Source organism: Ruegeria sp. BC2, from assembly GCF_056539245.1.
Window position 1 is genome coordinate 427852 of record NZ_JBQFUQ010000001.1, and the last position, 22231, is coordinate 450082.

Here is a 22231-nt window from a genome sequence, read left to right on the forward strand (position 1 = left end):
CAGAAGTTTTCCCACTGTTTCGAGACCTGATTGGCGGGTCAATCAAAATTCCGACTGACCTGAGGTCGCAAATCCGCCATTGCCCGATTGCCCCCGGCGGGGCTTTCGCATAATCACGTGGCCGTGGAATTCTCACCTGCAAGGTAAAAACATGCGCCTCAGCCGTTACTTTCTGCCCGTACTCAAGGAAAACCCGTCCGAGGCCCAGATCGTCAGCCACCGGCTGATGCTGCGCGCCGGGATGATCAAGCAGGCTGCCGCCGGGATCTATTCGTGGCTGCCGCTGGGTTTCAAGGTGCTGCGCAAGCTGGAAAACATTGTGCACGAGGAACAGATCCGCGCCGGGCACATTCCGATCCAGATGCCGATCCTGCAATCCGCCGATCTGTGGCGGGAATCCGGGCGTTATGATGATTACGGTCAGGAAATGCTGCGTATGCAGGACCGCCACGGCCGCGATATGCTCTATACCCCCACCGCCGAGGAACTGGTCACCGACATCTTCCGCGGTCACGTCAGCAGCTACAAGGACCTGCCGCTGACCCTGTACCAGATCCAGTGGAAGTTCCGCGACGAGATCCGCCCCCGTTTCGGCGTGATGCGCGGCCGCGAATTTTACATGAAGGACGGCTACAATTTCGACCTGACGAAAGAAGACGCGCTGCACGCCTACAACCGCCACCTGGTCAGCTATCTGCGCACCTATGAACGCATGGGGCTGCAGGCGATCCCGATGCGCGCGGACAGCGGCCCGATCGGCGGTGACGACACGCATGAATTTCTGGTGTTGGCCGATACCGGCGAATCCGAGGTGTTCTATGACAGCGCGGTTACTGATATCCGTCTGGGCGAGCGCGACATCGACTATGACGACAAGGCCCAGTGCCAGGCGATCATGGAGGAGTTCACCTCGCTCTATGCCCGCACGGACGAAACCCATGACGAGGCCCTGTTCCAGCAGGTGCCCGAGGAACGCCGCCGCAGCGCGCGTGGCATCGAGGTTGGGCAGATCTTCTATTTCGGCACCAAGTATTCCGAGCCGATGGGCGCCACGGTGCAAGGCCCCGACGGCAAGCAGGTTCCGGTGCACATGGGCAGCCACGGCATCGGCGTCAGCCGCCTGATCGGTGCGATTATCGAGGCCAGCCACGACGACAAGGGCATCATCTGGCCCGAGGGTGTGACGCCGTTCCACTGCGGCATCGTCAACCTGAAACAGGGCGATGACGAGGCCGACGCGGCCTGCGACAAGATCTACAAGGCGCTGACCGCGCTGGGGCTCGAGCCGCTCTATGACGACCGCAACGAGCGGGCAGGGGGCAAGTTCGCCACGATGGATCTAATCGGCCTGCCCTGGCGCATCACCGTCGGCCCGCGCGGGTTGAAGAACGGAGTGGTCGAGTTGACCAGCCGCCGCACCGGCGAAAGCGAAGAACTGAGCCCCGAGGCCGCCGTAACCCGCATTGCCGAGATCTATGAGCGCACCGTCTGAAACCGGTGACGCGCCGCTGATCTCGGTGATCACGGCGACTTGGAACCTGATGTCCCAAGGGCGCCAGGACACATTTCGCCGCGTCATCGATTGCATGGCGCGGCAGAATTGCGACCGTTCCGAGCACATTATTCAGGACGGAGCATCGACGGACGGGACGGTCAAATTCATTCAGGATTTGATCGCCGACGCTCCGCGCACGCGGCTGATCAGTGAACCGGACCAAGGCCTGTACGACGCGATGAATCGCGGCGTCAAAGCCGCACGCGGCGAATACGTGCTGTTCCTCAATTCCGACGACTCATTGGCAGCGGATGATGTTCTGAACCGGGCGGCCGAGCGATTGACCGCGACCCACCCCGACTATCTTTTTGGGTCAACCCTGCACCGGTCCGCTGACGGCGGGGAAAAGATGGAAAAACGGATGTCGGTCAAAGCCATCCTCCAGCGTATGCCGTTTTGCCATAATTCTGTTTTTTTGAGACGAGATGTTTTTCAGGAATTGGGGGGACACGACACACAGTTTCGCATCGCCGCGGACTACGACCTGATGCTGCGACTGGTTGCCGGGGGCTATCGCGGCGAAAGGATGGATGAGCCGATTTCATTGTTCTGGGACCGGGGCGAGACCAGCGACCAGCAAGCGACGGGGCAGGACTATGCCCGAGTCTGGCAACGGTTCTTTGCCGATTATCGTGCGGCACAAGGATTGGATCTGGATGATTTCGCGGAGTTCTATCGCCGCGGGCATATGCCGGCAAACCTGCTCATCGAGGTGCTGAGGCGCCCGGAAACGCCACTGCCGATCCGGCGGGCCGCCAAACACGGCCTTGCCAAGTCTCTACGCAGGTCCGTCCAGTTCTGGCGGCGGTACTAGGACCCGCCCGTCGCCGGACGCGCGCGAAGTAGTTCCCCATCCGCCCTGTCACCTCGGGCGACTACGACGGGGCGGCCCATACGCCGGACCAGATCCTTCAATTCGATGTCCAGGAACCGCAACCCGCAAAGCCGTTTGCCGGTCGCGCGGTCCATCAGGCACATGCGCCCGCTTTGGAATGCCAGGCGATAGCCTTTTTCGCGCAGCGTGTCGGCTAGACTGGCCCAACTGGCCGCACCGGCAAACAGCGGTCGGATGACGGCCCGCAGCAACGCTGCGGTTTCGCAATCCATGTCCTGAGAAGTGATCGTCGTGGCTGGCGCACCAACCTGTTCAATTTCCTTTTCAATATTCATGAGCGACCCCCGCTCTTTAAAATGTATTCCCCCACAATCAGGGTGCCAAAATTTCTTAAAAGAAGCAAAATGCGAAACAAAGTTGCTGTGAAAATGTTGCATTTCAAGTTCAGTTTAATGTCTGAACCTCACATTGACTTCATACCTGAAACAATAAGGGCCTGTCTGTGATGGGCTTCACAACCAGCGGTATAATCGTCTTTCGAAAATCATCCGCTGCTGGAATTTGCGCCCGATGGCTGATTCTGCGCCAACACGGCAAAGCGGATTTGGCGGCCGGTCGAGAAGCTGATACAGCGGCGCCAAGTGATTATGAAAGGCAACCCGACCGTGCTGAGTTTTGCCACGATAGTGTATTCCAAGGATTACCCGCTGCTCGAGTTGCAGGCGCGTTCTTTTGCGCGATTTGCTGATCCGGCCAAGGTTGCATCCATCCATGTTGTCCTGAATGACGTCGACGAAACCGCATTGCGGGCGCGTATCGAGCCCATATTGGCGGCCTACGGTCCTTTGCAATCCAAGGTTCGGGTCGTCGGGGGCGATGACCTTCTGCTTGGGGCAGGTCAATGCGCCTGGCGTTCACTGGGCGACCGGCTTCTGATTGAAGGACGGCACCGTATCCCTTTCGTGCGAAAGGGGGGCTGGCGCGGCAACAACGGATACCGCGCGCAGCAGGTGCTCAAGCTGGGTGCCGCACGGATCGCCGAGGCGGAGCAGATGGTTATCCTGGACACCAAAAACCTGTTTCTGCGGACTTTCACTGAGTCAGAGTTCTTTTCGGATGGCGGAGCCGCCCGGCTTCCGTTCATTTCGGTCAACAGCGACTTTCACCGCAACTGGCTGCAGCAGAGCCTGGACGCTTTGCAGGTCACCGTTCCGGATATCGAGGCTTTGAAGACCACGACGTTTTCGACGCCGTTCCCGGTGCGTAGGTCGTTGGTTCTGGAGATGTTGGACGAGATCAACGAACGCTACGGTTCGGTGCAGTCGCTCTTCGGATCGCGCCGGAGACCCTCGGAATTCATGCTGCTGAATGCGTTTTGTCTCCGGTCGGATCTGGCTTTGCGCCCGTGGTTCGAGGACGCACCCAGCACCGCGCTGGGGCTTTGGCCGACCTATTCGCAACAGAAGCTGGAAGACCTGATCGCCAGGATCGACGAACCGGAACTGTTGAGCCTTGGTCTACACAACCGGGCGGTTTCCATGCTGACGCCTGAAACCCAAGATCGTTTGTTCGATGCCTTGGCGCGTCGGGGGATCAGTGATCGTGAGACGACCCAGTCCGTGCTGAGTGCAACTGCGTCGCTGGCCGGTTGAACGGGCGCGTACATCCAGAACCGGCTTGACCATCCAGCCAAATCCCGAAAATGTCCCCATCACAGATTTGCCGGAGCAGGAATGGCCAGAACACCCCCTCCCTTTGCCGCATTCGAATGGAAGATCGCTTGGCGCTATCTGCGCGCCCGGCGTGCCGAAGGCGGTGTAAGCGTGATGACCTGGATCTCGTTGATCGGGATCACGCTGGCCGTGTTCGCGCTGATCGCCACGCTGGCGGTCCGGTCAGGGTTCCGGTCCGAATTCGTGGGCACCATTCTTGGGGCCAACGCTCATGTAACAGTCTACTCGGCCGGCGAACTGGACGCGCAAGGGCAGGTTGATCGCACCATAGTTGATTTCGACGCCATGGCCGAGCGCATCGCGCGGGTGCCGGGCGTTCAACGCGCTGCGCCGCTGGTCAAGGGGCAGGTCCTGATCACCAACCGCGATCGCAGCAGCGGGGTCGAGGTGTTCGGTATCCGCCCTGACGATCTCTACAGCCTGCCCGGTATTGCCGAAAGCGATCAGGCTTACGGCGACCTGTCCCGGTTCGAGGAGGGGATCGCCATCGGTTCGGGCGTGGCCCGCGCCATCGGTGCAACGGTGGGGGATCGGGTCAAGCTGACCTCGCCCAACGGGGTCAAGACCGCCTTTGGCACGTCGCCCCGCGTGAATGCCTATGAGGTCGTCTACGTGTTTTCGGCCGGGCGCTATGACATCGACCGCACCCGCGTCTACATGCCGTTTTCCGAAGCGCAGAGCTTTTTCAATCGCGAGGGCGTCGCCGACGAGATCGAAGTGATGGTCGACCGCCCCGAGGACCTGAACCCCATCCTGATCCCGATCCTCGAGGCGGCGGGAGAACGCTCGCAGATCTGGACATGGCAGGATGCCTCAGGCGGTTTTCTGCGCGCGCTCGAGGTCGAGGACAACGTGATGTTCATCATCCTGTCGATCCTCGTGCTGATCGCCGCAATGAACATCGTCTCGGGGCTGATCATGCTGGTGAAAAACAAGGGCCGCGACATCGGCATCCTGCGCACTATCGGGCTGAGCGAGGGTTCGGTGCTGCGGGTGTTCTTCATCTGTGGCGCCTTCACCGGGATCATAGGCACCGCGATGGGCGTCATCCTGGGCTGCCTGTTCGCGCTCTATATCGATCCGATCTTCTCTTTCGTGAACTACGTGATGGGCGGCGGCGTTTGGGATCCGGCGATCCGCGGCATCTATGCCCTGCCGGCCGAGCTGCACTTGTCGGACGTGCTCAAGGCGGTTGGGCTGTCGCTGGGCCTATCCTTCTTCGTGACTTATTTCCCGGCCCGCCGTGCGGCGCGGCTGAACCCGGTCGAGGCGCTGCGCTATGAATGATGTCACCTTGCGTCTGACCGGCCTGACCAAGACCTATCTGAAAGGCACGCCCGCCGAGGTGCAGGTGCTGCGCGGCGCCGATCTGGAGCTGCGGGCGGGCGAGGCGGTGGCGCTTGTGGCGCCTTCGGGTGCGGGCAAGTCGACCCTTCTGCATATCGCCGGTCTTCTGGATGCGCCGGATTCAGGGACGGTCGAAATCGGCGGGCAGGACGCGACCGGCATGGGCGACCGTACCCGCACCGCGATGCGGCGGCGGGATGTAGGTTTTGTCTATCAGTTTCATCACCTGCTGCCGGAGTTCACCGCGCTGGAAAACGTCGTGCTTCCGCAATTGGCCAACGGGGTGTCCGAGAGGGCGGCCAAGGCCCGCGCGATGGATCTGCTGGGACGTGTCGGCGTCGCCGACCGTGCCGACCACCGCCCGGCGGCCCTGTCGGGGGGCGAGCAGCAGCGGGTGGCTTTCTGCCGGGCTCTGGCCAATGAACCGCGTGTCCTGCTGGCGGACGAGCCAACAGGGAATCTGGACCCGGGTACCTCGGATCAGGTCTTTGCCGCGCTGATGGATCTGGTGCGCGAGTCCGGCCTGTCGGCGTTGATTGCCACGCACAACTTTGACCTGGCGGCGCGGATGGACCGGATGCTGCGGCTGGACGGGGGTGTGCTCAGGCCAGCTGAGTGATCGCCACGCCCACGGCCATCACCGCGATCCCGCCGGCGCGCATCAGGGTCAGCGGCGTGACCTGCGCGCCGAAAAGGCCGAAATGGTCGATGGCCGCGGTGCTGACCAACTGGCCCAACAGCACGAAGAACACCGCGTTGCCGACGCCGAAATGCGGTGCGACGTGGGTAATGGATAGCACGTAGAAGGCAATCAGAACCCCACCCAACAGCAGATGTTTCGGGGTCTGCGCAACCTTTGCCAAAGCTTGTGTTCCGGGGAACAGCAGCATCACCAGCGCCGAAGACCCAAACGCCACGGCAAACAGGATGACCGCAGCGGTGGTGGGCGAGCCGATCAGTTTTCCGAGCGCCGCATTCAGCGCGGCGAGAATCGGAACTCCGATCCCGGCGGCGAGCATGATGGCTGCATAATGTGTCATGGCCCGGACCCCTTAGCCGATTTCGTTGATCTGGATCATTGCGGGTCGTAACGGTTCGGGCAACCCTGCTTTTGGCGTTAGAGCGGAGGAACGCAATGAAACTTTTGACGTTTACGGCCTTGGCCATGGCGGGTACGATATCCGCCACAGGTGCTGAAGCCCAGGATGCCGAAACCGGGGAGCAGCTTTACCTGCACCATTGCGCCACCTGTCATGGACTGGATGCGACTGGACATGGGCCAATGGCCGGCGTGCTGTTGATCCAACCTACCAATCTGAAGACGCTTGGGGACGCGGGCGTTAAATTTCCGACCGCGCGTGTGGTGCAGCGGATAGACGGCCGTGATCCTCTGGTCAGCCATGGCAGTCCAATGCCGGTCTACGGGCCATATTTCGAAGGGCAGGACACCGCCATCAAGACAGATGCCGGCCAGCCGATCCTGACCAGCAAGCCGATTGCCGATCTGGTCGCGTATCTAAAGACCTTGCAAGGCAAGTGAACCTCATCGGCAGATGCCTTCCACCTTGGCGCCGCTCCAAGGGATGACCACGTCGCTTTCTCGCCGGGCACCCGGCAGTTTTTCCGGGTCGAAATGCTTGGCCAGCATGTCATGCAAACGCTGGGTCCGCGGGGCGTCCGGATCCAATGCGCGGCAGCAGACATATTCCTCGACGATGGCGCCCTGCTGTTCAAACCCGTAGTCCAGAAAATCGGCCGAGTTATCCAGATCGAACAGGTAAGGATCCTTGCGGCCACCATGTTCGGCAGCCGCCCGCAACGGGTGATAGCCGGTGGTTTTCCTGTTCTGCCATTGCCAGACATGGGTCAGTTCATGGGCAAAGATCATGGCGGCCACAAGGTTCATCTGGTCGGGGTACCGCGCCATGTAGTCGTCAAGATACCAGTCCTTGGTGAAGTATACCCGGTTGAACAGCGCGATCGCCGCCGGTTTTCCGGTTACGATCTCGTCCTTGACCGGCGGCAGGATACGCTCGCGGCAAGCCAGCCTCGGTCTGGCTTTTCGTTCGTAGGTGATGGAGGCGACCGGCGCGCCTTCGACCAGCCGAACCCGGTCAAGATCCAGCGTTTCGCCTTGAACCTTGCTTGCAAAGGCGCGCTCGTTCTCGGTCAGAGGGCGACCGCAGGACAACAGAGCAAGAAAAAGCAGGATCGAAATCAACCGGACCATGACCAAACCCTAGCCCGCTGTGGTTCGGTCGCAAGCGATTCTAGAGGCTCATCGCAAGCACCCGGCTGATTTCGGTCAACGACCTGCCGGATTGACGCATCCAGGTGTTGAAGGCGTCCTGTACCGCAGCCATCGCTTTCTTGGAGGTGGCTGGCTTGTCGATGACGCCTTCGGCGATCAAACGGGCGGTTACGTCGCGTGACAGGATAAAGCTGTCTCTGCCGGCAAAACGCATCGCATACTGCGCTGAAGCCCCGCCCAACCGAGAACCACGTTTTGCGAGCATGTCCAAAAGTCCGACATAGTCGGTCGATGGCCAGCCGCCCAACACTTTGCCAACGCCGCCTTCCGTGCGGAGTTCCATAAGAAACGCTGCGTTGTCGCGTACGGTGGCGATCTTGGTTCCGTTGCGCACGATGCGCGTGTCCTGCAACAGCGCGTCGAATTTCTCATCATCCATGAAGGCGCAGCGCCCGACGTCGAACCCGTCAAAGGCCGCCTCGAAACCGTCCCACTTGGCCTCGATGACTTTCCAATTGAAGCCAGCCTGAAAGATGCATTTTGTGATTGTCGAAAGCCACCGATCCTCTGGCAGGGCGGCCAATTCCTCGGCGGATTTGGGCTTGGACAGTTTGTCTTCAAGCGCGTGCGGTCCGCCGTGCCGGTCGGCCGCCAGCCCATAGATCTCATCGAAATGGTGCATCGCAAAGCTCCCTTCGCGCCAAATGTTGCCAATTTGTTCCACTCAATGCAAGGGCGGCGGCCGAGTATGGTCTGCCATTTGGGCAAAACAGTCGGAAAATCAGGAATTTGCCCCATCGTCACAAGAAATACTCGACAAACGACCCCAATTGGGTTTGTGATTGACTCGTCAATCAATGTCCGGTCCGCGAAACCTCGGGCAAGCCGCCCCACGACACGAGGGCGCAAGGGGAATGAAATGCGGTACCAAGGCCGATTATTGGGAATGACGCGAACTGTTCGCTTTCCTTTTCCGGCCAAATTTGTGCATGTTGCGACATGGTATTGTCGTTAGACAAGTCAGCCGGCGGGCATGTTTCCGCCGGGGTGGGCAAAACAAAGAAACAGGGAGAAAATCCATGAAAAAACTGAATGTAAGCCTTCTGGCGATCATGGTCGCTGGCGCCGCGCACGCGGCTGACATGGGCGCGGTGGACGAGCCGATCAAACTGGCGATCAACGAGTGGACGGGCCAGCACGTCACCACGCATGTCGCTGCAGAGATGCTCAAGGCCGCCGGTTACCAGGTCGAATTCGTCACCGCGGGCATGTTGAACCAGTTCCAGGCGCTGGCTGACGGGGACATCGATGCCACGCTCGAGATCTGGTCGTCGAACGTGTCGGACGAATACGCCAAGAAAGTCGAAGAGGGCACCGTGGTCGAAATCGGCGACCTTGGCCTCGATGCGAAGGAAGGCATCGCATATCCGGCCCATGTCGCCGACCTGTGCCCGGGTCTGCCCGCGTGGGAAGCGCTGAAGGACTGCGCGCAAAACTTTGCGACGGCTGAGACCCTGCCGATGGGACGCCTGGTCGACTATCCGGCTGACTGGGGTACGCCCGGGGCAGACCGCATGGTCGGGCTTGAACTGCCGTTCAAGGCTATTCCTGCCGGGTCCGAGGGCGCGCTGATTGCCGAACTCCGCGCTTCGACCGAACGCAAATCGCCTCTGCTGATCACCTTCTGGCAACCGCATTGGGCCATGTCGGCCTATGATGTGAAATTCGTTGAGTTGCCGCCGGGTGAGGACGCCTGCTTCAACGATCCGGCCTGGGGGCCAAACCCCAATGCCGTCAATGACTGCGATTTCTCGCCCTCGCGGATCTTCAAAGCCGGTTGGAGCGGTCTGGCGGACAAGTGGCCTGCCGCCTATGAAATCCTGAGCAACTATCAACTGGCGGTCGAAGACCAGCAGCCGATGATGGGTGCGATCGATGTCGACGGCGGCAAGGTCGAAGAGGTTGTCGCGGCCTGGATGGCGGACAACGAAGACAAGTGGCGTCCGGTCGTGGACGCGGCAACGAAGTGAGCCACCTAAGTGACTGACGCGAATACGCCAGCCATTGCCTGCCAGTCTCTCTGGCAGGTTTTTGGCCAAGGCGCAGAAAAAGCCCTGACCGACGCGTTGTCTCGGTCAGGGAACGACGCCGACAAGGCCGCCGCCGATTTGCGCGGACAGGGGTTCATCCCGGCTGTTCAGGATGCAAATTTCGAAGTCCGCGATGGTGAATTGTTCGTCATCATGGGTCTGTCGGGGTCCGGCAAGTCGACCCTGATCCGCTGCATCTCGCAACTGTTGCCCGGAACGGGTGGCGAGATCCGCATCGACGGCGACAACGTGATGGGTGCCCCGAAGAAGCAGCTGACCGAACTGCGCCGCAAGAAACTGGGCATGGTGTTCCAACATTTCGGACTGTTCCCGCACATGACGGTGGCAGAGAACGTCGCCTATCCGCTACGCGTGCAGGGTGTGGGCCGCAAAGAACGTCTGGCCCGCGCGCAGGAAGTCATTTCGCTGGTGGGGCTTGAGGGCCGCGAGGACAGCTTTCCTCGGCAGCTTTCGGGCGGTCAGCGTCAGCGCGTGGGCATCGCCCGGTCTTTGGCAGTAAACCCCGACATCTGGTTCTTGGACGAGCCGTTCTCGGCCTTGGACCCGTTGATCCGGCGGCAGCTGCAGGACGAATTCCTGCGCATTCAGGCGACGCTGAAGAAATCCATCGTCTTCATCACGCATGATATTCAAGAAGCGCTAAAGCTGGCGGACCGCATCGCAATCATGCGGGACGGCAAGATTGTGCAGATCGGCACGCCGACGGATATCGTTCTGCGCCCCGTCGACGACTATGTGCGCGAGTTCTCAAAGGACGTGGCCAAGGGCCAGCACGCCAAAGTCGCCTCGGTCATGCAAGCGGGCGAGGCCGAGCGCGGTCCCGATGACCCTGGCCTGACAACAAAGATGACATTGGACGCGGCGCTGGCGCGCTGTATGGCATTGTACGAGCCCGTGCCGGTGCATGACGAAACCGGCGCGATCGTCGGCACCGTGCACCCCTCGGATCTGGCCGCAGCCCTGCAGGTGGATGACGCATGACCGTCGTCGCCGATGTTCCCAAACCCACTCGGATTCACCTGACAGCCGGAGCGCAGGCGGCCCTGATCACGCTGATCGTGGGCGCGCTGTGTCTGGCGCTTGAGCCGCACGCGCCCTGGCTCGTCAAATGGCCCGCGACGTGGGAGGTGCCGGCCACGCAATGGGTGGGTGCCTTCCTCGACTGGCTTCTGAACGCGATCAAACCGGCGGCCCGGCTGTTTTCCGACCTTATGGCCTATCCGATGAACTGGGCCAATTTCGTGCTGGGCAATACGCCCTGGCCAATTCTGATCGGGCTGGTGACGGCACTCGGCTGGTATCTGGGCGGGTTGCCCATGGCCGCGCTGGGCTTTCTGGGCCTCAGCTTCGTGCTGGCCTCGGGTTATTGGGCCGAGAGCATGAACACCTTGGCGCTGGTGGCCGTTTCGGTCCCGGTCGCGCTGATCGTCGGCAGTGCAATTGGCATTCTGGCCAACGAAGTGCCGCGGGTGAAATCGGCCGTTCAGGCGGTGTTGGACATCATGCAGACGGTGCCGACCTTTGCCTATCTGACACCGTTGCTCCTGCTGTTCGGGTTTGGCCCCGTGGTGGGCCTGATCGCCTCGGCCATCTATGCAGCGCCGCCGATGGCGCGAAACGTGATGCTGGGGCTGGAGCGCGTGGAGCCCGAGATCAAGGAAGCCGCCATCATGTCGGGCGGCACCCGGTTCCAGCAGCTGTTCCAGGTGGAAATCCCGGCGGCGGCGACGCAGATCATGGTGGGTGTGAACCAGTGTCTGATGGCGGCCCTGTCAATGGTGATCATCGCTGCGGTCATCGGCGGGTTCAACGATATCGGCTGGGAGGTCCTGCTGACCATGCGCAAGGCGCAGTTCGGCGAATCTCTGCTGGCCGGCATGGTGATCGTTGTCTTTGCCGTGGTGATCGACCGCATGAGCGGCACGCTCGCCGCTGAACGCCAGCGCCATGACAACCGCGTCGTCTGGGCGGTTCTTGGCTTTGCGGTCCTGTTCACGCTGCTGTTCTGGGCACGGCTACCCAACCCGTCCGAACTGACGCTGCTGGATCCGGTCGCGCAGGCGGTGGACAGCGGCCTGACAGCCTTTACCCAGAATAACGGACCGTGGCTGGATTCGCTCAAGAACAACTCGATGTTCTATGTGCTGCTGCCGCTGCGGATCGGTCTGGATCAGGCGGTTTTGCCTTTTACCTGGGGGTTCCAGTGGACCCCGGCCATGAGCTATGGCCTGTTTGCGGCCGGTGCGGTGATCGCCTTGCTGATGGCGTGGCGTGGGCACCTGACTGGCGGTCTGGTCACGCTGATCCTGATCGGCATGCTCGAGACCGGCATCGCGAACCTGCCATGGCCCTTCGTTCTGACCGGCGCGGCGGCGTTGGGCTGGGTGGCGGGCGGTTGGCGTCTGGCGGCGCTGTCGGTGGCGCTGCTGAGCACGATCCTGATCTCGGGCCTGTGGGAGAGGGCGCTGCTGTCGCTTTATCTCAGCGGTGCGGCGGTGTTTTTCTGCGCCGTCGTCGGCGGGCTGATCGGCCTCGCCAGCGCGGTCTGGTCGCCGGTCTGGAAGATCGTGCGCCCGATCTGCGACATGCTGCAGACGATCCCCCTGTTCGTGTTCCTGATCCCGGTGCTGATGGTGTTCCAGATCGGCGAATTCTCGGCCTTTTTGGCGATCTGCGCCTATGCGATCGTGCCGATGATCCGCTACACCCGTCACGGGCTGGTCAACACCCCGGACGAGATGATGGAGGCCGCGATCTCGAGCGGCGCGACCGAGTGGCAGATCATGCGCGACGTGCGTGCGCCCTACGCTGCGCCCACGATCCTGCTGGGGCTGAACCAGACGATCCTCTATGCCTTTGCGATGCTGGTGATCGCAGCTCTGATCGGCACGACCGGTCTGGGCCAGTCGATCTATCTGGCGCTGGGGCAGGCGGATGTGGGGCTGGGCATTTCGGCCGGGGCGGCGATGGCCATCCTGGCGCTGATCGCCGACCGCATGGTTCAGGGCTTTGCCGAAGAACGCCGCAAGGCGTTGGGCCTGTAACCCTGGATCGGGGGCGGTGCAGCTGCCCCCGACCACACTTGATTTTGGACAAGGACCGGGGCCGTTTCCCCCGGTATTCCGGGCGCAAAACAGGCGGAGATGACCATGGCCGGTTGGGGCGCTTATGTTGCTGCACTTCTGATCTTTCTGCTCAGCCACGCCATTCCGGCGCGTCCGGCCGTGCGCGGGCGGCTGATCGGGTTGATGGGACGCGGGCCTTATTTCGCAGTCTATTCGGCGCTGTCGCTGGCGGTTTTGGCTTGGCTGATCGTGGCCGCGGCCAAAGCGCCCTATGTCGAGGTCATCCCGCCGCTGGCGATCCTGCGCTGGGTGCCGTTGCTTGTGATGCCCCTCGTCTGCTTGCTGGCGGTGGCCGGGCTGGCGGCGACCAACCCGTTTTCCTTCGGCGGCCTGGGGCGCTGCCCGTTCAACCCCGATGAGCCCGGCATCCTGCGCACCACCCGCCACCCGATCCTGCTGGCGATGATTTTGTGGGCGCTGGCGCATCTACTGGCCAATGGCAGCCTAGCGCATGTGGTTCTGTTCGGACTGTTCGCGGGTTTCGCATGGATGGGCATGGCCCTGATCGATAGGCGCAAGGCGCGCGAGATGGGGGCCGATTGGCCGCGCTTGTCGCGCAACACGGCACGCCTTTCGCTGCGATCGCCAAGCCCCTGGCCGAGGCCTTTGGTCTGGTTGGTGGCTGGGCTGGCCTATGCCGCGCTGTTGCACATGCACGCGCCGGTGATCGGAGTGTCTCCGCTGCCTTGATGCGGGTGCTGGAAGGGGCGCCCCATGCGTGCTAATTGAAACAACAAGATGAAACCCAGAAAGGTCTGCCGATGCACTTGGCCTACGTCACCACCACCGATCGCGGCGCAACCGACCGCCTGCTGAGCGCGGTAGCCGAACGTCTGCTGGCCAAGGGCGCCCGTCTGGCCGGTGTGGTTCAGACCAACACCGAATGCGCCGACAGCAGCAAATGCGACATGGACCTGCGCGTGCTGCCGGATGGCGAGACCATCCGTATCTCGCAATCGCTGGGCAGCCAATCGCGCGGGTGCCGGTTGGACCCCGCCGCGTTGGAGCATGCGGTGGGCTATGTGACTGCTTCGCTGGCCGACCGTCCGCAACTGCTGATCGTCAACAAGTTCGGCAAGCACGAGGCCGATGGCCGCGGGTTCCGCCCCGTCATCGCCGAAGCGCTGGCGCTGGATATCCCGGTGCTGGTCGGGGTCAACGGCCTGAACCGTGACAAGTTCGTGGATTTCACCGATGGTTCTGCGCAGTCGCTTGAACCCGATTTGGACACCATCGAGGCCTGGTTCGACAGCGTCGCCAACCTGCGGCCTGCGGCCGAATAACTGCTTTCCCGACGTAACGTCCTGAAAACCGGGCTTGTTCCCTGTCGCCCCGGCTGCAATCCTCTGCCCCGGATGGGAGGAGGATCAGCCATGTGGCAGAACTGGGCAGGCAACCAGACAAGCCAAATACGGCCCAAGCGGCCGATCACGACCGAAGACCTACAGCAACTGATCGCCTCGGCCGAAACCCTGCGTCCGGTCGGGGCAGGGCATTCCTTCACACCGCTGGTTCCAGGGGCGCAACAGATCATTGACCTGACCGCCTTGGACCTGCCCGCCGTAACAAGGGTCGACGACGGGCGGGCCTGGGTCAACGCCAATGCCCGGCTGCGCGATCTGTCACCGGCATTGGCCCGGCACGGCACGGCCTTCCGCAACTTGGGTGATATCAACGTGCAGACTCTGGCCGGCGCGGCGGCCACGGCAACCCACGGCACCGGGCGCACCCTGCCGTGCCTGTCTGCCGAGATCACTGCAGCCCGGCTGATCGGCGCTGACGGACAGACCCTGACCACCGACGACATTCCACTGAACATGGTGCAGGTATCGTTGGGGATGCTGGGCATCGTGACCGAGGCGCAGATCAACGTCGTGCCGAAATACAACCTGCGCCGCCGGGTGCGTCTGTCAGACCTGCAGGACACACTGGAGCGCATGCACCAGCATTGGGACGAAAACAGGAATTTCGAGTTCTTCTACATCCCCTTCACCGGCAAGACCGTTGAAATCCGGCATGACATAACCGACGCGACCGAGACCCGCGCGCCGCGCGATCTGGACATGATCGCCGTCAAGGTTCTGAAGCTGGCGCGCAATGCGGGCCGGCTCAGCCCCGGTTTGCGGCGCGCCCTGCTGCGTCTGCTGACCTTGGCCCAATCCGACGAGGACTACACTGGCGAAAGCTGGCGTGTGTTGTGCAGCGACCGGCATATCCGGTTCAAGGAAATGGAATACCACCTGCCGCCGGAAAACGCCCGTGACGTGCTGTCAGAGCTGATCCGACGGTTGGAGCGTGACCACGCCGACATCTATTTCCCGATCGAGGTGCGGCAGACCGCAGGCGACGACGGCTGCCTGTCACCGTTCCGGGGTGGCCCGCGGGTATCGGTCGCCATCCACACCGATGCGAAGGAAGGCCATCTGCGCTATTTCGAGGCGATGGAGCCGCTGTTCCTGCAGGCCGGCGGCCGCCCCCATTGGGGCAAGTTGCACAGCCTGACCTATTCCGATCTGTCGCGCCTCTATCCCGATTTCGATGCATTCTGCACATTGCGTGAACGGCTGGACCCAAAGGGCAAGTTCCTGACACCCGCGCTGGCCCGGATGTTTCGCCCATGACTGCAGAGTATCTTGAACATCTCGCTCAAGCGCTACGCGATCATGGTGTCGATCGGCCGGTTGCCGTCGTCGATCTGGACCGGGTCGAGGCGAATTGTGACGCTGCCCGCGCGGGGTTGGGCCACGGCCTGCAGGTCCGGTTGGTGGCCAAATCGCTGCCGTGCCTGCCTCTGCTGGACCATATCCGCGCCCGGATTCCGACATCGGGCCTGATGAGCTTTTCCGAACCCATGTTGTCGGCCCTGCTGGCCGCCGAGCCGGAAACCGATCACCTGCTGGGCAAGCCGCTGCCGGTGACGGCCGCCCGGCGGATTCTTGAGACGCATCCTGACGCTGCCCGGCGGGTGCAGTGGCTGATCGACACGCCACAGCGGCTGGACGCATATCTGTCGCTTGCCGCTGACACGGGCCAAACCCTGCGCCTGTCGCTCGAGATCGACGTGGGCCTGCATCGCGGCGGGTTGACCCCCGATCAGGTCGCAGGCGTCGCGGCACGGATCGCGGATCGCGCCCATGTCACACTGTCGGGCGTGATGGGGTACGAGGTGCATCTGGCCAAACTGCCTGCGCTGCTCCGACGCCGCGCGCGGCGAGCCAGTGCGAAAGCATATGAACGGGCGGTCGCTGCACTCGGGCAGGGGGCGCAGGGGCTGTGCCTGAACACTGGTGGCAGCCTGACCTTTCAGGACCCGGCCACGCGGAGCCTGGCGACCGAGGTCGCCTTTGGGTCGGTTCTAGTGAAGCCTTCGGATTTTGACCATGCATCGACCGGGGCGTTTCTGCCTGCCCTGTTCCTGGCCTCGCCGATCCTCAAAGTGATGCCGCGCAACCCGGTGCCGGGGATCGACCTGCCCGGACTGCACCGGACCAACCTCGCCATTTCCGGCGGACATTACCTGGCCAGCCCCGTTTGGCCGGAAGGTTTCGGTTATTCCGGCGTGTTCGGGCGATCAAGCAATCAAGAGGTCTGGGTGGGTCCCAAAACAACCAGGGCGCAGCCCGGCGATATCGCCTTGCTGCGCCCCAGTCAGAGTGAAGCGGTTTTGAACCAGTTCGGCACGGTTCTGGCACTGCGGCAGGGGCGGGTCGTGGCCGAATGGGCCTGCCTGCCCAACTGACGCGGGTCAGATCGCCAGATATTCCTCGCGCAGCTGGGTGTTTTCCAGCACTTCGTCGGCGGTGCCGTCAAACACGATGCAGCCGGTGTCCAGAATGATTGCCCGGTCGGCCAGTTGCAGCGCGCGCACCGCGTTCTGTTCGACGATGATGGTGGTCATGCCCTGCTGCTTGATGTGGATCAGCGTCTTTTCGATCTCGTCCACGATCACCGGGGCCAGCCCCTCGTAGGGTTCGTCCAGCAGCAGCACCTTGATGTCCCGGGCCAACGCACGGGCGATGGACAGCATCTGCTGTTCGCCGCCCGAAAGGGTCACACCTTCTTGCTTGCGCCGTTCGCCCAGACGCGGGAACAGCTCGTAGATCCGTTCCAGCGACCAGCCGATCGGCGGGGCGATCTGGGCCAGCTGCAGGTTCTCCTCGACCGTCAGGCCGGGGATGATCCGCCGATCCTCGGGCACAAGGCCCAACCCGGCCGCGGCGGCCTCGTAACTGGTCATGTTGTGCAGTGGCTTGTGGTCCAGCCAGATTTCGCCGTGGCGCACCTCGGGCTCGCCCACGCGCGCGATCGAGCGCAGGGTCGAAGTCTTTCCGGCCCCGTTCCGCCCCAGCAGGGCCAGGATCTCGCCCTCGTGGACGTTGAAGCTGACGCCTTGGACGATGTAGCTTTCGCCATAATACGAATGCATGTCCCACACCGACAGAAACGCGGGCGCGGTGCTGGCCATGTTGGCGTTTTTCGAAAAGTCAGGTTTCTCGTTCATAGCTTTTCCTCACGCCGCCTCGCCCAGATAGGCCTCTCGGACCTTGGGGTTTCCGCGGATGTTTTCGGGGGTGTCCTCGACCAGCGGCGTGCCCTGCGCCAGAACGGTGATCCGCTCGGCCAGGCTGAACACCACATGCATGTCGTGCTCGATGATCGCGATGGTGATGTCGCGTTCATCCTTGATCTGTTTCAGCAGGTCGATGGTGTTGTTGGTGTCGGCCCGTGCCATGCCGGCCGTAGGCTCGTCCAGCAGCAGCAGGCGCGGCTTCTGGCTGAGGCACATGCCGATCTCGAGCCGCCGCTTGTCGCCGCGCGACAGCGAGGCTGAATGCATGTGCCGCTTGTCGGCCATGTTCATCTCTTCCAGCATGGCCTCGGCCTGTTCCACCACCTCTTTTTCGTTGGCGATGGTTTCGTAGGCGTGCATGCGGAATGCCCCGTCGCGCATCGCGAAGATCGGGATCAGCATGTTTTCCATCACGGTCAGCTCGCCAAAGATCTCGGGTGTCTGGAAAACCCGGCTGATGCCCATCTGGTTGATCTGGTACGGCTCGCGCCCCAGCACCGACTGGTTGTCGAACAAGACCGAACCGGTATCCGGGATCAGTTTGCCCACCAGGCAGTTCAGCAGGGTGGACTTGCCCGCCCCGTTGGGGCCGATGATCGCATGGACCGAGTTTTCCTCGACGCTCAGGTTCACGTCCGTCAGGGCCTTGAGGCCGCCGAAGCGCTTGCTGACATCTTTTACTTTCAGAATTGCCATTGACGCGTTTCCTTATTCTGCCGGCTCGGTTTTGCCCTCGCGGGTGTCATCCCCGCCAACGCTTTTGCGGCGGATCCAGTTCAGCAACCGCTGACCGCCCTCGACCAGCCCGCCGGGCAGGTAGATAACCACCAGCATGAACAGGATGCCCAGGGTCAGGTGCCAGCCCTTGCCGATGAACGGGTGGATGATGAACACCACCGCGTCCTCAAGCCCGTCAGGCAGGAACGCGAACCAGCTGTGCAGCACGTTGTCGTTGATCTTCGAGAAGATGTTCTCGAAATACTTGATGAAACCCGCGCCCAGAACCGGCCCGATTAGAGTACCGGTGCCGCCCAGGATGGTCATCAGAACGACCTCGCCCGAGGCGGTCCACTGCATCCGTTCAGCTCCGGCCAGCGGGTCCATCGCCGCCATCAGGCCACCGGCCAGACCGGCATACATGCCCGAGATCACGAAAGCGGCCAGAGTGTAGGGCTTGGAGTTCAGCCCGGTATAGTTCATCCGCTGCTGGTTCGACTTCACCGCCCGCAGCATCATGCCGAAGGGCGAGCGGAAGATGCGGATCGCCAGGTAGAACACCACCATCATGATCACTGCGCACAGATAGTAGCCCGCGTTGAAGTCAAAGCTCCACGCGCCCACATCCATCGTGTAGGTCGCGCGCATCGGCAGTCCGAACAGATGCGGCAAATCGGGCGCATTGGCCCCCTGCAGGATCTGCGGGTCGTCGGCATAGACCTGCAGGCCGGTTTCCCCGTTGGTCAGGTTGAACTTGGGGTTCGACAGCACCGAATAGGCCAGCGCAAAGCTCATCTGCGCGAAGGCCAGCGTCAGGATCGAGAAGTAGATCCCCGACCGACGCAGGCTGACATAGCCGATCAGCACCGAGAACAGCCCTGCGACCACGACGCTCAGCGCGATGGCCGGGATGACGTTGTAGCTGAGCAGCTTGAACATCCAGACGGCCGAGTAGGAACCCACCCCAAGAAAGGCCGCGTGGCCGAAGGACAGGTATCCGGTCAGGCCGAACAGAATGTTGAACCCGATGGCAAAGATGCCGAAGATCACGAACCGCTGCATCAGGTCCGGATAGCCCGCGTTGAACTGCGCCATGGCGCTGTCAGTGGGGAAGGGGTTCAGGATGAAGGGGGCCAGCAGCGTCAGGATTGCGACGACGATCAGCAGGCTTGTGTCTTTTTTGTTTAGTCCCAGCATGGGTTATTCCTCCATCACGCCTTTGCGGCCCATCAGACCCCGCGGACGGGTCAGAAGAACGATGATGGCGACAAGGTAGATGATGATCTGGTTGATGCCCGGGATCGTGGTGGTCGCCCAGGTGGTCGAGGCAAAGCTTTCAAGGATGCCCAGAAGGAACCCGGCCAGAACGGCGCCGGGCAGCGAGCCCATGCCGCCGACCACGACGACCACGAAGCTGAGCACAAGGAAATCCATGCCCATGTGATAGTTGGGCGGGTTCAGCGGGCCGTACATTACGCCTGCCAGACCGGCCACCGCGGCGGCGATCCCGAACATGATGGTGAACCGCCGGTCGATGTTGATGCCCAGAAGGCCCACGGTCTCCCGGTCGGCCATTCCGGCGCGCACGACCATGCCGAAGGTGGTGAACTGCAGGAACGAGAACACGCCCCCGATGATCACGACCGCGAACAGGAAATAGACCAGACGCCAGATCGGATAGATGATCGCGTTGGGATCGAACCCCAGCGCCACGCCCAGATCGACGGACCCGCTCAGTGCCGCAGGCGGCGGGGTCTGGATCGGGTTGGCGCCGAAGAAATACTTGATGATCTCTTGCAGAACGATGGCCAGGCCGAAGGTCACAAGGATCTGATCTGCATGGGGACGCTTGTAGAAATGCTTGATCAGGCCGCGTTCCATCACGTAGCCGACCATCAACATGATCGGGATGGCAAACAGGATGGCCAGTGGCACGGACCAGTCGATGATGGTCGCGCCCAGTTCGGGGCCGAACCAGCTTTCGACATAGGGGGTCTTCACCTTCAGCGGGTTGCCCAGAAAGTCTGTTTGGGTTTCGTCGACCACCTCGTAGCTGAGGTTGAAGATCTTCTGAAGCGTGACGGCACAGAAGGCGCCGATCATGAACAGGGCCCCGTGGGCAAAGTTCACCACGCCGAGCGTGCCGAAGATCAGCGTCAACCCCAGCGCGATCAGCGCATAGGCCGAGCCCTTGTCCAGCCCGTTCAGAATTTGCAGTAGGATTGCGTCCATTGTCCTTACCTTTGACTGGTCCCGGCAGCTCTCCCCGGTCGTCTGACCGGAGAGAGCCGTTTTGAGGACTCAGGGGTTTTCTTGCGAAAAACCGAGTGTCGGGGTTACGCGCCCGGGTTGCACTTGCCCAGTTCGCCGCCGGCGAACATCGGGTGATCCGGATCGTACTCGACCTGCGCCCGCGGAGTGATCTCGACGATCTCCAGCGTGTCATAGGCGTTGGTCGGGTTTTCGTTGCCGCGCACGACCAGCACATCCTTGAAGCACTGGTGGTCGGCACCGCGATACCAGGTCGGGCCGTTGCCCAGACCGTCGAACTCGAAGTCCTCGAGAGCTTCGACCACGCCGCACGGGTTGAAGGTGCCTGCGCGCTCGCAGGCATCCGCGTACAGCAGTACCTGGGCATAGCAAGTCTGAGCCGAGTTCGACGGCGGCTTGCCGTACTTCTCGCCGAAGGACTTCACGAAGGCCTTGGTGCCCTCATCCTGCAGCTGCCAGTTCCAGTTCATCGAACCCAGAACGCCTTTGATGTTCTCGCCAGCGCCGGCGGCCATCAGTTCCGAGTACAGCGGAACGACGATCTTGAAGTCCTTGCCGTTTACGACCTTGTCCAGCAGACCGAACTGGATCGCGTTGGTCAGCGAGTTGACCATGTTGCCGCCGTAGTGGTTCAGAACCAGCACGTCCGCGCCCGAGTTCAGAACCGGCGCGATGTAGGACGAGAAGTCGGTCGAGGCCAGCGGGGTCTTGACGGTGTTGACCGTCTCCCAGCCCATCGCCTCGGTCGACGCCACGATCGACTCTTCCTGGGTCCAGCCCCAGTTGTAGTCGGCGGTCAGGTGATAGGCGCGGCGTTCGGTACCCATCTCCTTGGCCAGCACCGGCGCCAGAGCGGCACCCGACATGTAGGCGTTGAAGAAGTGACGGAAGCCGTTCGCCTTCTTGTCCTTGCCGGTAGTGTCGTTGGCGTGCGTCAGGCCGGCCATGAAGATCACGCCCGCCTCCTGGCAGAGGCCCTGAACGGCCACGGCCACGCCCGAGGACGAACCGCCGTTGATCATGATCGCGCCGTCTTTTTCGATCATCGACTTAGCCGATGCACGGGCAGCGTCGGACTTGGTCTGCGTGTCGCCGGTGACGAACTCGACCTTCTTGCCAAGGATGCCGTTCCCTTTCAGCGCCTTCGACGTGAAGGTGTTCAGGCAGCCGCCGTCGCCTTCACCATTCAGATGCTCGACCGCCAGCTGCTGCGCCAGCAGTTCGTCATTGCCTTCTTCGGCATAGGGGCCGGTCTGCGGCACGTTGAAGCCCAGCGTGACTGATCCGCCAGTGGGTTCGTTGGTATAAGCCGCGGCCGACGAGGCCGTGAAGATCGTCGGCAATGCCAGACCGGCGCTTGTGACGGCACCAGACTTCAGCACGCCGCGACGCGTGACAGATTTGTTTGACATGAATTCCTCCCAATTAGCAGGCTACGCCCTCGGGCTCCTCTTCCGTCGGGTAAAACGCAACCTGCGCAGGGCAAGTATGAGGGGCAGAATGAAAATTCCCCAACAAGTCCCTAGAAATGAAATATTATTTTGTAAATTCTTGAACTCTTTGATTTATGAATTTGTAAATTTTTGGAACTGGAAGATGATAAGCTGCTCATTAGAAAGGATGAGTCAGAAAATCCCGTTTCGATACAAGCATCGGGTGTCTCGACGCAACCGCCAGTCCCACGCCGTCCGATGTCCGGCCGTTGATGCTCGGGGC

The 22231-nt window shown here is 61.8% G+C and carries 22 protein-coding genes; 13 read left to right on the forward strand and 9 right to left on the reverse strand.

The features are described 5' to 3' along the window. The first annotated feature begins 151 nt into the window (after positions 1 to 151). Together proS and ACR0CU_RS02105 are read left to right on the forward strand one after the other, a co-directional pair. Positions 152 to 1492 (forward strand): proline--tRNA ligase, encoded by a 1341-nt coding sequence (gene proS, locus ACR0CU_RS02100; RefSeq protein WP_170585661.1) that lies wholly within the window; start codon positions 152 to 154, stop codon positions 1490 to 1492. Continuing rightward, positions 1476 to 2369, forward strand: coding sequence for a glycosyltransferase family 2 protein (locus ACR0CU_RS02105; RefSeq protein ID WP_480642362.1), 894 nt, complete (start codon positions 1476 to 1478; stop codon positions 2367 to 2369). The genes proS and ACR0CU_RS02105 overlap by 17 nt, the downstream gene beginning before the upstream one ends. Here ACR0CU_RS02105 and ACR0CU_RS02110 read toward each other — a convergent pair. After that, entirely contained in the window at positions 2366 to 2725 is a 360-nt protein-coding gene (locus tag ACR0CU_RS02110; RefSeq protein WP_170340824.1) for a hypothetical protein, read from the reverse strand. The two genes, ACR0CU_RS02105 and ACR0CU_RS02110, sit on opposite strands and share 4 nt — an antisense overlap. Positions 2726 to 3037: 312 nt before the next feature. Here ACR0CU_RS02110 and ACR0CU_RS02115 point away from each other — a divergent pair, with 312 nt between their 5' ends. From ACR0CU_RS02115 to ACR0CU_RS02125, 3 genes are all read left to right on the forward strand, one after another. Beyond that, entirely contained in the window at positions 3038 to 4042 is a 1005-nt protein-coding gene (locus tag ACR0CU_RS02115; RefSeq protein WP_480642968.1) for a DUF6492 family protein, read from the forward strand. Between the two features lie 81 nt (positions 4043 to 4123). After that, positions 4124 to 5410: a lipoprotein-releasing ABC transporter permease subunit gene (locus tag ACR0CU_RS02120; RefSeq protein ID WP_480642364.1), complete on the forward strand. Its 1287-nt coding sequence runs from the start codon at positions 4124 to 4126 to the stop codon at positions 5408 to 5410. Then, positions 5403 to 6089, forward strand: coding sequence for an ABC transporter ATP-binding protein (locus tag ACR0CU_RS02125; RefSeq protein ID WP_170444853.1), 687 nt, complete (start codon positions 5403 to 5405; stop codon positions 6087 to 6089). The genes ACR0CU_RS02120 and ACR0CU_RS02125 overlap by 8 nt, the downstream gene beginning before the upstream one ends. Here ACR0CU_RS02125 and ACR0CU_RS02130 read toward each other — a convergent pair. Further along, complete coding sequence (locus ACR0CU_RS02130) at positions 6073 to 6510, reverse strand: DMT family transporter (RefSeq protein WP_170444857.1); 438 nt, start codon at positions 6508 to 6510, stop codon at positions 6073 to 6075. The genes ACR0CU_RS02125 and ACR0CU_RS02130 overlap by 17 nt on opposite strands. A gap of 95 nt (positions 6511 to 6605) precedes the next feature. Here ACR0CU_RS02130 and ACR0CU_RS02135 point away from each other — a divergent pair, with 95 nt between their 5' ends. Next, a complete protein-coding gene (locus ACR0CU_RS02135; RefSeq protein WP_170444860.1) occupies positions 6606 to 7010 on the forward strand; it encodes a c-type cytochrome in 405 nt (134 codons plus the stop codon). 3 nt (positions 7011 to 7013) lie between these two features. On the opposite strand, the gene ACR0CU_RS02140 is transcribed toward ACR0CU_RS02135, so the two are convergent. Then, entirely contained in the window at positions 7014 to 7700 is a 687-nt protein-coding gene (locus tag ACR0CU_RS02140; RefSeq protein ID WP_170340237.1) for a hypothetical protein, read from the reverse strand. Positions 7701 to 7740: 40 nt separating this feature from the next. Next, positions 7741 to 8403, reverse strand: a complete 663-nt coding sequence (locus tag ACR0CU_RS02145) for a DNA-3-methyladenine glycosylase I (RefSeq protein WP_170444862.1) — start codon at positions 8401 to 8403, stop codon at positions 7741 to 7743. 397 nt (positions 8404 to 8800) lie between these two features. Between ACR0CU_RS02145 and ACR0CU_RS02150 the strand changes: the two genes are divergently transcribed. The 7 genes from ACR0CU_RS02150 (at position 8801) to ACR0CU_RS02180 (ending at position 16696) form a co-directional block, all read left to right on the forward strand. Then, positions 8801 to 9751 (forward strand): ABC transporter substrate-binding protein, encoded by a 951-nt coding sequence (locus ACR0CU_RS02150; RefSeq protein WP_170390986.1) that lies wholly within the window; start codon positions 8801 to 8803, stop codon positions 9749 to 9751. A 9-nt stretch (positions 9752 to 9760) separates the two neighbouring features. After that, positions 9761 to 10813 (forward strand): betaine/proline/choline family ABC transporter ATP-binding protein, encoded by a 1053-nt coding sequence (locus ACR0CU_RS02155; RefSeq protein WP_170444865.1) that lies wholly within the window; start codon positions 9761 to 9763, stop codon positions 10811 to 10813. Continuing rightward, positions 10810 to 12876 carry an ABC transporter permease gene (locus ACR0CU_RS02160; RefSeq protein WP_480642368.1) on the forward strand — a complete coding sequence of 689 codons (2067 nt, stop codon included), beginning with the start codon at positions 10810 to 10812 and terminating at the stop codon, positions 12874 to 12876. The genes ACR0CU_RS02155 and ACR0CU_RS02160 overlap by 4 nt, the downstream gene beginning before the upstream one ends. A 105-nt stretch (positions 12877 to 12981) precedes the next feature. After that, complete coding sequence (locus ACR0CU_RS02165) at positions 12982 to 13647, forward strand: NnrU family protein (RefSeq protein WP_170444871.1); 666 nt, start codon at positions 12982 to 12984, stop codon at positions 13645 to 13647. Between the two features lie 71 nt (positions 13648 to 13718). Continuing rightward, positions 13719 to 14240 (forward strand): DUF2478 domain-containing protein, encoded by a 522-nt coding sequence (locus tag ACR0CU_RS02170; RefSeq protein ID WP_170438689.1) that lies wholly within the window; start codon positions 13719 to 13721, stop codon positions 14238 to 14240. A 90-nt stretch (positions 14241 to 14330) separates the two neighbouring features. Next, a complete protein-coding gene (locus ACR0CU_RS02175) occupies positions 14331 to 15578 on the forward strand; it encodes a D-arabinono-1,4-lactone oxidase (RefSeq protein WP_170444874.1) in 1248 nt (415 codons plus the stop codon). Then, entirely contained in the window at positions 15575 to 16696 is a 1122-nt protein-coding gene (locus tag ACR0CU_RS02180) for an alanine racemase (RefSeq protein ID WP_170444877.1), read from the forward strand. Before ACR0CU_RS02175 ends, ACR0CU_RS02180 begins: the two co-directional genes overlap by 4 nt. A 6-nt stretch (positions 16697 to 16702) precedes the next feature. Here ACR0CU_RS02180 and ACR0CU_RS02185 read toward each other — a convergent pair whose 3' ends face one another. The 5 genes from ACR0CU_RS02185 to ACR0CU_RS02205 form a co-directional block, all read right to left on the reverse strand. Beyond that, a complete protein-coding gene (locus tag ACR0CU_RS02185) occupies positions 16703 to 17458 on the reverse strand; it encodes an ABC transporter ATP-binding protein (RefSeq protein ID WP_093964811.1) in 756 nt (251 codons plus the stop codon). Between the two features lie 9 nt (positions 17459 to 17467). Continuing rightward, the gene (locus ACR0CU_RS02190; protein ID WP_093964812.1) at positions 17468 to 18223 is read right to left on the reverse strand and encodes an ABC transporter ATP-binding protein; all 756 of its coding nucleotides are present in this window, start codon (positions 18221 to 18223) and stop codon (positions 17468 to 17470) included. A gap of 12 nt (positions 18224 to 18235) precedes the next feature. Further along, positions 18236 to 19441, reverse strand: a complete 1206-nt coding sequence (locus tag ACR0CU_RS02195; RefSeq protein WP_093964813.1) for a branched-chain amino acid ABC transporter permease — start codon at positions 19439 to 19441, stop codon at positions 18236 to 18238. Positions 19442 to 19444: 3 nt separating this feature from the next. Continuing rightward, positions 19445 to 20476 carry a branched-chain amino acid ABC transporter permease gene (locus tag ACR0CU_RS02200; protein WP_170340251.1) on the reverse strand — a complete coding sequence of 344 codons (1032 nt, stop codon included), beginning with the start codon at positions 20474 to 20476 and terminating at the stop codon, positions 19445 to 19447. Between the two features lie 104 nt (positions 20477 to 20580). After that, entirely contained in the window at positions 20581 to 21927 is a 1347-nt protein-coding gene (locus ACR0CU_RS02205) for a substrate-binding protein (RefSeq protein ID WP_093964815.1), read from the reverse strand. Positions 21928 to 22231 lie beyond the last annotated feature (304 nt).